Origin of the sequence: Nostoc sp., from assembly GCF_036917615.1 — a bacterium.
Classification (GTDB): Bacteria; Cyanobacteriota; Cyanobacteriia; order Cyanobacteriales; family Nostocaceae; genus Nostoc.
In genome coordinates this window covers 1-14,215 of the sequence record NZ_JBALCZ010000088.1, presented here as the reverse complement: position 1 = coordinate 14,215, position 14,215 = coordinate 1, and the positions used below count along the sequence as shown (strand labels likewise).

General features: G+C 41.8%; 13 protein-coding genes and 2 pseudogenes. 6 read left to right on the top strand and 9 right to left on the bottom strand.

Annotated features, from left to right (window positions below):
• Positions 1–34 precede the first annotated feature (34 nt).
• The 5 genes from V7K85_RS32575 to V7K85_RS32555 form a co-directional block, all read right to left on the bottom strand.
• Entirely contained in the window at positions 35–637 is a 603-nt protein-coding gene (locus tag V7K85_RS32575; RefSeq protein ID WP_334820264.1) for a DUF1003 domain-containing protein, read from the bottom strand.
• Positions 638–1,226: 589 nt separating this feature from the next.
• The gene (locus tag V7K85_RS32570) at positions 1,227–2,138 is read right to left on the bottom strand and encodes a hypothetical protein (protein ID WP_334820262.1); all 912 of its coding nucleotides are present in this window, start codon (positions 2,136–2,138) and stop codon (positions 1,227–1,229) included.
• 145 nt (positions 2,139–2,283) lie between these two features.
• Positions 2,284–4,584, bottom strand: coding sequence for a hybrid sensor histidine kinase/response regulator (locus tag V7K85_RS32565; RefSeq protein WP_334820260.1), 2,301 nt, complete (start codon positions 4,582–4,584; stop codon positions 2,284–2,286).
• A 5-nt stretch (positions 4,585–4,589) separates the two neighbouring features.
• Positions 4,590–5,036, bottom strand: coding sequence for a response regulator (locus V7K85_RS32560; RefSeq protein WP_334820258.1), 447 nt, complete (start codon positions 5,034–5,036; stop codon positions 4,590–4,592).
• On the bottom strand, positions 5,033–7,594 hold the full coding sequence (locus tag V7K85_RS32555) for a GAF domain-containing protein (protein WP_334820256.1): 2,562 nt from the start codon (positions 7,592–7,594) through the stop codon (positions 5,033–5,035). Before V7K85_RS32555 ends, V7K85_RS32560 begins: the two co-directional genes overlap by 4 nt.
• 241 nt (positions 7,595–7,835) lie before the next feature.
• On the opposite strand from V7K85_RS32555, the gene V7K85_RS32550 reads away from it, so the two are divergent.
• The 3 genes and pseudogenes from V7K85_RS32550 (at position 7,836) to V7K85_RS32545 (ending at position 8,504) form a co-directional block, all read left to right on the top strand.
• Positions 7,836–8,021: a hypothetical protein gene (locus V7K85_RS32550; protein ID WP_334820254.1), complete on the top strand. Its 186-nt coding sequence runs from the start codon at positions 7,836–7,838 to the stop codon at positions 8,019–8,021.
• Positions 8,022–8,036: 15 nt separating this feature from the next.
• Positions 8,037–8,222: pseudogene (locus tag V7K85_RS36745) on the top strand (tetratricopeptide repeat protein); the annotation flags it as partial.
• A 9-nt stretch (positions 8,223–8,231) separates the two neighbouring features.
• On the top strand, positions 8,232–8,504 hold the full coding sequence (locus V7K85_RS32545) for a tetratricopeptide repeat protein (RefSeq protein ID WP_334820252.1): 273 nt from the start codon (positions 8,232–8,234) through the stop codon (positions 8,502–8,504).
• Positions 8,505–8,759: 255 nt separating this feature from the next.
• Here V7K85_RS32545 and hisG read toward each other — a convergent pair whose 3' ends face one another.
• The gene (gene hisG / locus V7K85_RS32540) at positions 8,760–9,404 is read right to left on the bottom strand and encodes an ATP phosphoribosyltransferase (RefSeq protein WP_334820250.1); all 645 of its coding nucleotides are present in this window, start codon (positions 9,402–9,404) and stop codon (positions 8,760–8,762) included.
• Between the two features lie 76 nt (positions 9,405–9,480).
• Between hisG and rppA the strand changes: the two genes are divergently transcribed.
• Entirely contained in the window at positions 9,481–10,176 is a 696-nt protein-coding gene (gene rppA, locus V7K85_RS32535) for a two-component system response regulator RppA (RefSeq protein ID WP_334820329.1), read from the top strand.
• A gap of 15 nt (positions 10,177–10,191) precedes the next feature.
• Here the strand turns inward: rppA and V7K85_RS32530 are convergent, their stop codons facing one another.
• A complete protein-coding gene (locus V7K85_RS32530) occupies positions 10,192–11,727 on the bottom strand; it encodes a flavin-containing monooxygenase (protein WP_334820248.1) in 1,536 nt (511 codons plus the stop codon).
• Positions 11,728–12,161: 434 nt separating this feature from the next.
• On the opposite strand from V7K85_RS32530, the gene V7K85_RS32525 reads away from it, so the two are divergent.
• Positions 12,162–12,641, top strand: a complete 480-nt coding sequence (locus V7K85_RS32525) for a type II toxin-antitoxin system antitoxin SocA domain-containing protein (RefSeq protein WP_334820246.1) — start codon at positions 12,162–12,164, stop codon at positions 12,639–12,641.
• A 1-nt stretch (position 12,642) separates the two neighbouring features.
• Positions 12,643–13,254, top strand: coding sequence for a type II toxin-antitoxin system PemK/MazF family toxin (locus V7K85_RS32520; RefSeq protein ID WP_334820244.1), 612 nt, complete (start codon positions 12,643–12,645; stop codon positions 13,252–13,254).
• 287 nt (positions 13,255–13,541) lie between these two features.
• Here the strand turns inward: V7K85_RS32520 and V7K85_RS32515 are convergent.
• Positions 13,542–13,746: pseudogene (locus V7K85_RS32515) on the bottom strand (transposase); the annotation flags it as partial.
• Positions 13,747–13,903: 157 nt separating this feature from the next.
• A partial coding sequence (locus V7K85_RS32510) for a WD40 repeat domain-containing protein (protein WP_334820243.1) occupies positions 13,904–14,215 on the bottom strand: 312 nt, incomplete at its 5' end.

The window sequence follows — 14,215 nt, the reverse complement described above, 5'->3', positions numbered from 1 at the left end:
TGTGATGAAACGCACTACTTTATTGCAATCGTAGTTATGATCTGTGGTTGAGTTTATTCAGCTTTTTTCTCTTAAGTGCCAACTGCTGAAGTCGCTCAATCTCAACTAACACATCTTCCGGTTTAGTTTCCATTTCTAAGTCAGCAAGTTCACTGTCTTCATCATTTTCAATGCCCATTTTATCTTGAATCGCATCTAGCATTTGCAATACTCGTGTAACTTCATGCTCAGTCAGGAGTGCAATTTGTAAATTTAAGTTGGCGCGATACTCACTTTCTTGACTCAGTTGGTTTTGACTAATTAACACAAATGTTGACAAAAAAATTGCTTCCAGCGATACCACCATTGTCAACAATCCGTAGGGAAATGGATCAAAGGGATGTACACCTAACTTACCAGTGTTCAAAATAATCCAAGCACCAAACCAGACAAGATGTACGTAAACAAAAACTATATGTCCTGAAAAAGAGGTAATAGCGTCGGCAATTCGGTCTTGCAAGTTTCTCTTATTAGCAGCCTTGGCCCGAAGACGGATAAGAGTGCGGATGTTGCGTTGTATAACTTTAGACAGTAATGGATTATTATCTTCATAGTCTAAGTATTCTTTTTCCTCTTCGTTCATGCTACCTGAAAGCATAATTTTATTATCCTGCTATTAATAGCATCTTGAAAAAATTAGATGAACTAGCAACTTTGCTTGGTTCAATTCAAGATGCAAGGAGTTAGGCTTGCATTATAGACTCGAACTTTGAAATCACTGTGCCAAAGCTATTGCGTTCTCATGACAATAAGGCTGACAACTAACTTCAGAATTCGTTTGAGTCAAATTATTCCTCCAATATGCAGATATCAATCGCATGATCTAGTTGGGCAAACCAGACAGTTATAAAGTGGAAGACTAACTACCAACTTTGCCAAGAGTTAGTTTGTCTCTTTCTGTTTCATGCAACAACGCCTATCGCTGTTACTTACGCATTACAGGTGATATCAGGGATAACCAAAATTTATCGGCAACGCAATAGTTTTTATTTTCATTGCCAACATGCTTAATCCGCGATCGCATGTTGGTAGAAAACCGGCTCGAATATCATACTTTCTCGAAATATTCAACGAATCAAGTCTTTTTTAAATTTTAATCCTGCTAAAATCTGCGTGTAGGTCGAAACCTTCTGCTGTTGAGCGCCTGCTAACCGATTGACTTGCTGTGCCATCAAAGGACATACTTTTCAGCTACTTCCACCCACAATGTATACATAGGAACCCAAATTTTCATCATCTGTACCAACCACTACACCGCCTTCTGCACCAGGAACAAGTTCTATACCTTCAATTTTGTGGTAATTAGAGCGGTAGAGGGGAACAAGTTGAGGATTTTGCCGCCATGTAATTTTTTGATCACGCAATCCCAGGTAACCAGCGATATACACAGCTGACTGAAATGGGCCATCATCTCCAGCATCACTTGCTGAGGTGATGTACACAATTCCTACGGGGTCTACCTTAATATCTGAAATATGACGAACATTGCCCGATGGAAACGGTACTTTCAGATTGGCAGAACCTGCGAGAGTAATTTGATATTTAGCCAAGTCAAACACTCCCCAAAAAATAGTTGCTGGTTGTTCTCCTTCACCGCGATGTCCCCAAATCGCAACTAATTTGCCGTCTATATTTTGTAATCCAAATGCTTCAAAATTATTTCCTTGAATAATTCCTGGAAGATTGAATTCCTTGAGAACCGAGATGGTCTTCTTGGCAGGCTCTAACCTGATGTAATAAGCTTTTCCAGAACTGCTTAAAGCAATAAAAGAAGATTTTGTTTTCTCTGGAACAGATGTTAAAGCTTCTAAGTCGATGGGCAATTCTGTGTTACTTGGCCAGTTCAATGGGAAATATTCAGGTTGGTTCTTACCCTTAATGCTAATGATTGCTAAACGACCTTGGTTTTTTTGTTTATTGTCATGGACAATCAGAAAATTGAGCGTATTGCTTTGCTGCTCTATCAAAGCTATACCACTGATACCGAAAGGGATACCACCGCGAACCGGACGCCAATCTTGCGCCCAAACTTGCACAGATATGACTAACAAGGCTCCCAAGACTACTAGATTGATGATTAACCTGAGAAACCTAGGCATATTGATTTAGCCAGCGTTGTGAGTATCGGTAAGAGAAGTGTGTTAACCGAGGCTCAATCATATCAAATCCAGGCAATTTGCACCCACATCAGTGAAGCAGCCTTTTGTACTTACGGCTATCAGGTTACTTAGGTAATGACTTGACTCACGATAGTACTTTCTGTAAAGAAAGCAATAATTCGTTGACAGTATAGGGCTTTGACAAAAACGTATTCACACCAATAGCGGCTACTGCATTTAGTTTCTTGTCAGACATAAGTCCACTGCTGGCAATAATTCTGACTTTGGGGTTAATTTTTTGCAGGGTACGGATGGCAGTTAAACCATCCAGCGAGGGCAGCATAATATCCATTAGTACGGCACTAATTTTGTCCCTATTTTGAGCGTATATCGCAATCGCCTCAATGCCATCACTGGCAATTATGGTTTTGTAGTTGTGAGCTTCCAGTGATGTTCTGGTAATCTCTTGAATGGCAACTTCATCATCCACAACCAAAATCAATTCTCCATGTCCTGTCTGTGGTGGCAAATCTTCGGGGCTGAGTGTTTCCATTCCCTCTACTGCTGGTAAATAAACCTTAAAGCTAGTGCCACTTCCCGGTTCGCTATACACTTTTACAAAACCTTTGTGACTTTTAATGATCCCAAGTACAGTGGAAAGTCCTAACCCTGTGCCTTGTCCTACATCTTTTGTGGTAAAGAATGGCTCGAAAATTCTATCTAATATCTCTCTAGGAATCCCAACTCCAGTATCAAAGACAGTAATCACTGTGTATGGTCCCTCTTTGGCTTCCAGGTTTATGCGGGCATAATTTTCGTCAATCAATACATTCTCGGCAGTGATACTCAAACTACCGCCATTGGCCATAGCATCGCGGGCGTTAACGCAGAGGTTCATCAGCACTTGATGCAGTTGGGTGCTATCTCCTGAAACCATCCACAAATCTTGCGGTACATCAGTGATAACTTCTATAGATTTAGGAAATGTCTCTTTAAGAATCTTGGCAAGTTCCACAATCAAATGCTTGAGTTGCAAAGTGATCCGCTTCCCTTCCACACCCCGCGCAAAGGACAGCACTTGTTTGACTAAATCAGCGCCGCGTCTAGCGTTGATTTCCAAAATCTCCAGTAGATGGCGAGTCCGTTCATCCACATTAGGAAATTTGAGTGTTAACAGTTGCGCTCCTGTCAAAATCGGTGTCAGGATATTGTTGAGGTCGTGAGCAATGCCACTAGCTAGAGTGCCAATACTTTCCAGGCGTTGAGCGCGAAACAATTGGGCTTCTAGGAGTTTTTTCTCGGTTATATCTGTGTCAACGGTGAGAATTGATTTAGGTTTCCCTTGTTCATCGCACACTAGACTCCAGCGACTAGCAACGAGGATTTCTTTGTCAGTTTTAGTAAGTTTAGTTAACTCGCCTTGCCACTTACCTTTACTAATAACTTGCAACAGAGCCGCTTCGATTTCCGGTGAAGGTTCGTCATACAAAAGCTCACTAGCATTTTTACCCCAAGCCTCTGTAGCTTCCCAGCCGAAAAGTGTTTCTGCGCCTTTGTTCCAGAAGATAATTTGATTGTTTAAATCTCGCACACAAATGGCATCTGTAGTGACATCTAGTAATGCTGCTTGTTCGCGGATTTTTTCTTCAGCCAATTTGCGTTCGCGTAGCGCAGCTTGCTGTTCGCGCAATGCAGCTTGCCGTTCGCTAATATCGATACTGGCGCAAGTCACCCCGACAACTTCTTGGGACTCATTCCGCAATGGCTCGACTGTTAAGTCATAATATCGAGTTGTATCTTTGATTGTTATTGATACTTCCTCTCGCGTTCCGATGCCAGTGGTTAACACCCCACGTTTAATGGTGATCAGACGTTGAGCATCTTCAACTGGGATGATATCCAAGTCTTGTTTGCCCAACATTTCCTCAACCGTCAATCCATAGGAGGGATTGTAAACCCAGGTGTAACGTAACTCCCTATCTTGGTTGTAAACAAAGATTGGAGAGTTTTTCAGGGCAACCCGAAATCGTTCCTCACTCTGTCGCAGTGCATTGTCTGCCCGTTGACGCTCGATCGCATAACGCATTGAGCGCACCAGCAAATCGCCAGTTACTTGCCCTTTCACCAAATAATCCTGCGCTCCTTCCTGCATTGCCCTAATTGCCAGGGTTTCATCGTCTATACCCGTCAGTACAATTATCGGAGTGGCTTTTGCATGATTGTGAGTGATCACAAAGGTTTCCAGTCCCTGGCCATCTGGCAGCGAGAGGTCTAACAGAATTACATCAAAAATCTCCTTTGCTAGGTAGTTGAGTGCTTCCGAAAGCCGCACAACGGGCATCAAATCAACTACAACTGTGGTAACTTCCTTTAATAACTCCTGTAATAAAAAGACATCACCAGGGTTATCTTCTACTAACAAAACTTTAATATTTTTACCTGCCATTTTCATTACTCCGGTGGCAGTTTTACGATCGCAAACCAAAAATTTTCTATTGATTGGACAATTTTAACGAATTGATCGAAATCTACTGGCTTAGTTATGTAACAGTTAGCATATAAATTATAAGCTTTGAGAATGTCTTCTTCAGCTTGGGAAGTGGTGAGGACGACTACAGGAATTCTTTTGAGGTTTTCATCTCCTTTAATTTCTGCTAATACCTCCCGACCATCTTTTTTAGGGAGGTTCAAATCGAGCAGTACAATATCTGGATGGGCTGCTTTGACATATTTTTCCTGTTTTCGCAAGAATGCCATTGCCTCTACACCATCTTCGACCACGTTCAAGTGAATCGAGATTTTGCTCTCTTCCAGGGCGATGCGTGTGAGTTGGGCATCGCCAGGATTGTCTTCTACTAACAAAACCTGAATAGGCATAATCGCTGTGATGGTGGTCATGATAGCTTAATATCTCTATCTGGAATTGTGAAGTAGAAAGTCGAGCCTTGACCTAGTTTCGACTCAACCCAGATTCGGCCGCCGTGGCGTTCTATAATTTTCTTACAAATTGCTAGACCAATTCCAGTACCTGGATACTTGCTTCTACCATGCAAGCGCTGAAAAATTATAAATATACGTTCTGCATACTGGGATTCCAAACCAATTGCATTATCACGCACCCAGAACAACCATTCATCTGCCGACGGGATAAGATTTAAACTTTCCCCATCTAGATTTGCATCTGGCTTCCCTACTCCGATGTGAATTCGTGGCTGCTGATTAAGGCAAAATTTGATCGCGTTGGCGATCAGGTTTTGAAATACTTGTGTCAGTTGGGTAGCATCAGCGATCACTTCAGGTAGAGGATCATTAGTGACAACTGCTTTACTATCCGCGATCGCCAGTTGAAGATTAGCGATCGCCCCCTCTAAGACAATATTACAATCAACTAACATAAAGGGCTGTCCCCGGCTGCTGACGCGGGAATAGTTCAACAGATCGTTAATTAGCGTCTGCATCCGGCGGGCCCCATCTACTGCGTAGGTGATAAACTGATCGGCATTCGCATCCAGTCTATTTTTGTATCTTTGCTCCAGTAGTTGTAAATAACTGGTTACCATCCGCAACGGCTCTTGCAAGTCATGGGAAGCCACATAGGCAAACTGTTCCAATTCTGCATTGGAACGGGCAAGTTCCTGACTTTGCTGGGTTTCTTTTTCTAATAGTTGCGCTTGAGATAAAGCAATCCCAATTTGGTTACCTAGTTGCTGTAACAACTCCGTCTCAAAGTTATTCCACTGTCGAGGTGCACTACACTGATGAGCCACTAACAAGCCCCAAATACCTTGTCTGACGAGAATCGGTACTACCAGGTTAGCTCTGACGGCAAACTGCCTAAGAAATTCTCGATGGCACGGGTGAATATCAACAGATTCAATGTCTTCAATTGCACTCACTCTTCCCTGGCGATATTTTTCTAGGTATTCTTCTTTAAAGCAAGTATCGAGCAGATTTTTTCCTAGAATTACCGGCCAACCAGGCAACACCGCCTCTTGCACCACTGTTCCCGAACCATCAGTCTCCAGTTGAAAAATAAAAACTCGGTCAGCTTGTAGTAGTTTTTGTACCTCAGTAACCGTGGTTTGGAGAATTTCATCTATTTGTAAAGATTCTCGAATTTTCAGAGTGATTTCGGCAAATAGTTGCGATCGCAGATTCTGCTGCTTTAATTCCTCTTCTACCCGCTTGCGATCTGTGATATCAGTATAGGACCCCACCATCCGCACTATATCACCCAATGCGTCCCAAAGTGCCTGTCCTCGATCTAGAATCCACTTATAGCTGCCGTCTTGGCATTGGACTCGATATTCACAAACGTAAAACGGTGTTTTCTTGGTAAAGTGGTATTGGAAAGCTTGAAGTACCCGATCTCGCTCATCGGGATGGATTCGTTTTGTCCATTCATCCCAATCATGGGAAACTTCGTGGTCTTCATAGCCGAGCATTTCCTTCCACTGAGTTGAGAAAAACACTTCATTAGTCTTCAGGTTCCAGTCCCAAATACCATCATTATTACCATGTAATGCTAATTGCCAGCGTTCTTCACTCTCTCGTAGTGCTTCTGCTGTTTTCCGCCGTTCAGTAATGTCTTGGAAATAAACAGACAAGCCGTCTTTTGCAGGATAGGCGTGGACTTGAAGCCAGCACTTCTGTGGCGGATAAAACTCCTCAAATTCCACACTCACCTGTTCTAAGATTGCTCTGTGATACTGACGATGGTATGTTGTGCCGATGATTTCTGGAAACACCTCCCAGATGTTTTTACCCAAAAGCTCATACTGGGTTTTTTGCAAGAGCCGTTCTGCTTGACCATTCATGTAGGTGAATCGCCACTTTTTATCCAGGGCAAAAAAACCATCAGTGATGCTTTCGAGCAGATTAGTGATGCGGGTTCTGGCGGCTTCAGATTGGGCGTGGGCTGCTTGCTCGTGCGCCAATAGTTTCTCGGTAATTTGAGATACTTCAGCTACATGACGCCTGAGTTCTAGTTGGTCGATTACCAGGCGACTCAGAGCTACTAGCGCCTCCACTTGTTTTTGGCTCAATTGCCGTGGAACTCGGTCAATTACACACAGGGTTCCTAGCATATCTCCCTTCGGGGTAATTAGGGGTACACCTGCATAAAATCGCACATAGGGATAGCCAGTTACTACCAGATTAGTTGCCAATTTTTCATTAGCTAGGGTATCAGGAACCACCACAACATTACGCCGCTCTTGGCAAAGGTAAGATAACCCAACACTCCGAGGCATTTCTGATACATCTAAACCGACTTTTGCCTTAAACCATTGACGGTTTTCATCAATGAAATTTACCAAGGATATGGGAGTGCTACAAATAGATGCCGCTAATTGAGCCAGATTGTCGTAGGCTTCTTCGGGTTCGGTGTCAAGAATTTGATACTGGCGGAGCGCTTCTAGCCTCGCCGCTTCTGTATCAATGTGTCCAGCTTTCATTAACTTTTATTAATAAGTCTAAATATAATATTCAGTTAGCAGCGTGGCTATCTCAAGAATAGCTTAACCTTTTTTAATAATTGTTACTCCTTTCCCCGCCTCTGGCTTTTCAGGAAAGTCTGTTTAAAATACTACATTCACATTATTGTTGAGGTTCAACATCTGCGTAATTTTGTGAGAAAAAGAGTGATATAAAACTAAAGCCAAACATCTCTGCTTTAAATGAGCAAGGAGTATTTCTATGGATTATTTTTTCCGCACTTGGTTGCAAAACAGACTTCATCGCCAGAGCTTGCTAAGTGCGAGTGTGTTAGTTTCTCTAACTTTGACCTTACCATTCTTTGTAACCAATTCAGGAATATTAAGTGCATCGGCACAGACGCAAACAGACCAAAAACGCACAGACGAGGCATTGCGTCTGTACTAAGTAGGCGAACAACAGTATAATCAAGGTCAGTTAACAGAAGCATTAGAGACATTTCAACGGGTTTTAGTTATTTATCGAGAAATTGGCGTTAGCGAAGCGGCTCCAAAAGAGCATCGCTCCCACCAAGCAAAGACCTTTAATAACATTGGGGAAGTTTATAACGATATCGGTCAGTACCCCAAAGCCCTAGAGTTATACTAGCAAGCCTTAGTGATTACCAAACAAATCGGCGACAAACAGGGGGAAGGTGCAACACTTAGAGGCATTGGGTCTGTTTACTATAACCAGCGTCAATACAAAAAAGCTTTAGAGTTTTTTGGGCAAGCTTTAGTAATTCTCCAACAAATCGGCTCCGTTCGGAGTGAATGCATAACCTTGAAAAACATTGGGGCAATCTACGCTAACTATAATCAAAATCCCAGATCCTTAAACTTGTATCGGCAAGCTTTAGGAACTTGCAAACAAATTGGCTTTAAGCTTTGATCTGATACCAATTCACAAAAACTATATTAGGACTAGCCCTTTCAAGGTGAACGTTTGTACTATCAAATAAATGATATTTTAACCCAATTTTGGTATTTTTGCTCAGTCGTAGGCGTAGTCCGCCGTAGGCATCGCTTAATTTACAGTCCAAAAAGAGAGGAGTTTAATGGATAAATTCTTTGTTCAATTCCAGCCGATGCCTAAAATGTCGTAAAAACCTTGATAGTACATATGCTCACCTTAAAAGGGCTACTGTTAAACCCCAACCAAAACGGCTGACCGCAGCTTGGCAATCACATCACTTAGATTACCCGTGTTCAGACGGTAACTCAAAGGATGGGCAATCAACCGTGCCGTGCTTTCATACAGAGTAGCAATTTCAATCAAACCATTTTCGCGCAAAGTCCGCCCTGTGGAAACCAAATCCACGATCGCCTCTGACATCCCAGTAATCGGCCCTAATTCCACTGAACCATACAACGGCACTATTTCCACGGGTAAATCCAGATTGTGGAAATATTCACGAGCGCAATTTACATACTTGGAAGCAACTCTACCATGCGGTGATAAATCTAAAGGCGATTGGTAAGAACTAGATGCTTTTACCGCCACCGACATCCGACAATGCCCAAACTGCAAATCCACCAAGTGGGCAACTTGCGGCTGCTTCTCCCGCAGCACATCGTAACCAACAATACCCAGTTGTGCTTGACCATATTCCACATAAACGGGTACATCCTGCGCCCGTACCAGCAAAGCTTTCGCTTGTCCCTTCGTGTCAGGAATTTGAAGTTGGCGATTTCCTGAATCTAAAAAAGCACTAAAGTCTAACCCGACAGATTGTAGCAGACGGATGCTATTTTTAAGTAGTTCCCCTTTTGGCAATGCAACAGTCAGCATTCTTTTTCTTAGTATCCTTGGCGTCTTAGCAGTTGAATAATATTGAGAATATCTCTATATGCTTACCACAAGCAGCATGATAATTTTATTAGTTGATGATGAAGTTGAACTAACTGAACCCTTGAGTCGCTTATTAACTCGCGAGGGTTACACTGTGGATGCCGCTTACGATGGCACAAGTGGCAGCGAACATGCACAAGTAGGCAGTTATGACCTACTAATTTTAGATTGGATGCTGCCAGGAAAAACGGGGTTAGAGATTTGTCAGCAATTGCGACGCCAAGGCAAAACCACTCCCGTGCTGTTTCTCACAGCCAAGGATACTCTAGATGACCGTGTACAAGGTTTAGATGCTGGTGCTGACGACTATTTGGTTAAACCTTTTGAACTGCGGGAGTTATTAGCCAGAGTCCGTGCTTTATTGCGTCGTTCCGGTTCCCAAACCTATGAAACCACTACTGGACGCCTAACTGTCGCTGATTTAGAACTCGATTGTGAAAATCAAGTAGCCTATCGCCAAGGACGAATAATTGAGCTATCGCAAAAAGAAAGCCAGCTGCTGCAATATTTTATGGAACATACTGGACAATTAATGACTCATGCCCAGATTATGCAAAATTTGTGGCAAGAAGAACAACCTAATAGTAATGCGATCGCGGCATTAATTCGTTTGCTGCGCCGTAAGATTGAGATAGGTAGAGAAACTGCGCTGATTCACACAGTCTACGGCAAAGGTTATCGTTTCGGTGCTTCCTCAGTGGAGTTAGTTTAGCCGCCTGTTTTAAACTCACAATGATTCGGTTAATTGGTTAGGAGAATCATTGATATTTTTCAGTCTTTGCGACTTTAATTCCTGTCGAAGTTTATTGTAGAGGGATGAATCCACAGGCATCATAATCTGTGAAATTTCCTTCCAAACACCAAGCTGATTATTTGCACCCATATCTTCCATAAGTTGCTCAGTGTAACGCAAGGTAAACGAAAAGATGCATGTCCCTCTCGCTACAACACTATGGTATTGAGTTTTCATCCAATCCATATCTGCTGCCATTTCTTGATACATTACTGACGGCGAAGGCAATAACAAGTTGCCTTTGACATACTCTAGCAGCCACCAAGCAGCAACTTCTGATGTTAACTGACTGTAGAAGCTGGTGTTATAGCCAACAAAACCCATTTGTGGAATATTAGGGTGAATCAAATAACGGTAAAGGCTAAAATTACCATCTTCATCAATTATCTGTCGGCGATATTTTTCTTCGAGAAAGGGAAGCTCTTGGCGAAATCCTGTACCAAAAATTACTATATCTGTCTGCAACTGCTGACCATTAGTTAATTCTACGCCATCAGGGATAAACTTGGCGATACTCGTTTTAATTGCCTGAATTTTACCAGAGTGTACGTACTTGAAGAAATCTGGAGGAGCTATGGTAATTTGACAGTTAGCCTGATTCATCGAATGTTCGGGCAACATTCCGCAACTATCAAGCCCAAATTGCAGGCGTAGCAGCATCTCGTTAGTGCGCCAGAAAGCCCACACAAGTGGCTTACCCAGAGTATGCAGCACTCTTTCAAGTCGTCCCATCTGACGGTAGGGGAACCAAGCTTCTGCAAAGCGGGTTAATAAAATATACTTCAGGTTTACTAAACCCAGGAAAAATCTCGGAATCTTCCATAGGGGCTGACGGAAGACGAGGGTGGATTCTTTGGCTGTGTTCGCCGCCAAAGTTGCAATGTCGCAGGCAGATTTGCCAAAACCCACTACTACTACCCTCTTACCCTCAATGATTGAGGCATCGTTAAACTCGGTAGAATGCAGTACCCGTCCTCCAGATACTACAAACTCCTCCCTACCTGGTAACGAAGGTAGCTCAGGGATGCTAAATATCCCATTGCACACTAGCACAAAGTCAAATTCGTGCTTTTCCTCTTTTGTCTCAGCCCGATTACCTTCCTTGACTGTGATGGTAACTACCCATCCTGGTCGTTCCCCAGTTTTTCGGGAAACATTGGTCACTTCCGTTTGGAAGCGAATCTTCTCAAAAACCCCAAAATTCTGGGCGTATAAATCTAGGTAATTCCGCATATCCTCTGCTGTGGGCCACTCTGGGTATGATGCAGGCATGGGATAGTCAGAAAAACTATATGTGTCGCCTGTATTCTGGGTTGTTAATCCTGGGTAACTTCGAGATTTTTCCCAAACACCACCAAGTCCTTTTTGTTTCTCGAATACAGTAACGTCGTAGCCTTCTTCGACAAAAGTTTTAGCTGTTACCAGACCACTGATTCCAGCCCCAATCACGCAAATTTTTTTGATTTCCATATTCTTTTTTAAATAAATTCTGAAATAATTTCTGCAAAGATGAATTTAAGCTACCATGATGCAACTCATGTAAACACGCACTAATTGGTTAATATAGCGCTTCTTTGGATAGCCAGATATGGGAAGGGAAACTTTGGCGCCAAGCTAAAAGTGAGGCACTAAATTTATGTCTCGTGTCGCTCAGGAGTATGCCTATGAAAGGAATTGTCCCAACGGCTTACATCCTAGTCAATTGTAAAGTTTTAACAAGCTTGTTGAATATGTACTAAAACTTATAGTACATATGAACTAAGATTTGAGCTAACAAGGTTGTATTATTGATTATTTGTAAAATGTTTATCTGGTACAGTAATAAACAGTACTTAGCACGAATATTCATTATGTATATCAATGCTTAACCAACAACTTATCAACAATCACAAGAACAAAGAGCTATGCTGGACAAGCTCATAAAGTATTTTGTCTACGAGACAAAAGGGTATATCACAAAAACACAATTAATTAAGTTTTTGTACTTGGCTGACCTTTACTCTGTTAAATGGACGGGAAAGCAGCTTACTGAACTAGACTGGTATTATTATAACTATGGACCTTGGCATGAGGACATTGATGTTGCTTTAAATAAAATGAATGGAAAAGAGATTATTCAAGAATCTCACTCTAATACAACGCTCATCAAACTTGGTGCTGAAGCGGTTAGTTCAGATGATCTGGAACTGCCTGTGAGTCTCAAGCTAGTGCTTGATAATATTAAAAGAGAGTGGGCTGGTTCAGATAAACTGAATCAGTTACTAGCTTATGTATACAGTACTGCTCCGATGCTTGAAGTTAAAGATATCCATAAACCAGATGAAAAAGTTCGGCTTAACTTACAAACGGAAAGAGAAAAATTAATAAGTGAATTAGGGTTATAAAGTGGCTGGATATAGACCTCGACAAGGTTGTATCTATTTAATAAATCCCCATAAAGTATCTCTTTGTTGCAGGTCAGGTCATAATCATATTTATGACCTAAATGAACCGGGTGAGCTAGAATGTAAGGCTATCTCCTGCACGCTGCAAATTAATTCTAGTCGCGTTTTTAGGGGAGAGCATCCTCACATTATTTGGACAAATGACCAATTTCAAGATGACTGTAACTATATACAAACTTTTACGCTTATTCCATTAACTTCAAAAGAAACATATAAAGGTTTACCAACAGTATATCCAATTAACAGTACAAGTAAAAATGGTCTTGTTCAGAAATCCTTTGCCTTAGTGCATCAGATATGTACTGTTGATGCTAATTGCTTTAAAGACTCAGCAGGAAATTGGTTAAACCGAATTGGACAACTAGAACCACCAGACAGAGAGGGTATAGAAAAACGTTTAAAGTATTTGTTAAAAATCACAGAAAACCCTAGTGATGACTGGTTCGCTAAAAATACATCCCCAGAACTTTTACAAAAAGTCTTTAATTATCTACCTGAAGATATAAAACATTCTGCTTTAGAAGAATTAATAAATAATTTAGGCTCAAAGTGACAATAATTTCTCAAAGAGGATATTAATCTGTTAACAGTAACAAAGAATTAGTTAATGCACAAAATACTTAATTAAAAAGTGGGTGACGAGGGATTTGAACCCGCAACCAATAGATTAAGAGTCTACACAACTCAGCTACTACAATGCTTTAATCCAGCAAGTTGATTACTGGATAATTTCTTTGTTAGAAATTAAAATTCATGATTTTGGCGGATGGGGCCGATCGCTTTACAGACAGATTTAGGACTTAGGCACTGTACAAATTAGCCATAATATCTCTAACGGTATTTGTTCGTTTTGGGCACTTCGCATAACCCTTGACTATCGATTATCGCTTTTGTTGGGCTGGCGGTTCCCTCGTTGTCCACTCTTACCCAGGCTCTTAGTTGACATGAATACTCACCCATGTTCCATCTTCTCGCCAATTGCGAAAATAGGTGTACACAGTTTGCCGAGAAAATCTCCCGGTAGGTTACGCCAAGTGCATCCTTGACCATTGGGTTTTACCCCAATTCTCTAAAATTCTGCAACACATTCAAACCGCAAAACCCAGACCCTATCTGACTTTCTTAATTACGAATTACAAATTATGATCGCCCCGAAAGTTTCCCGAAAGCGCGATCGCAGTAATTGATTTCTGGCTGCAAAGTTAATTGCTTTTGGTAGGAATGCCATCGCAGAGAGTGCGATCGCGATCGCTCACATTGGGATTTGATTGTAAATAAACACGTAGCCTATTGCAACTGTAGACGATTAAATCATTTAGATTATTATTTAGGTACACTTTCCAGAGTATGACGGTTTTGTCAGCACTTGCAGAAGCGATGGTCTTGCCATCGGGGCTAAATGCGACGCTATAGACCCTATCGCTATGCCCCTTGAGGGTGGTGATTGATTTACCTGTAGCCGCATCCCAGAGTATGACGGTTTTGTCTAAACTTGCAGAAGCGATGGTCTTGCC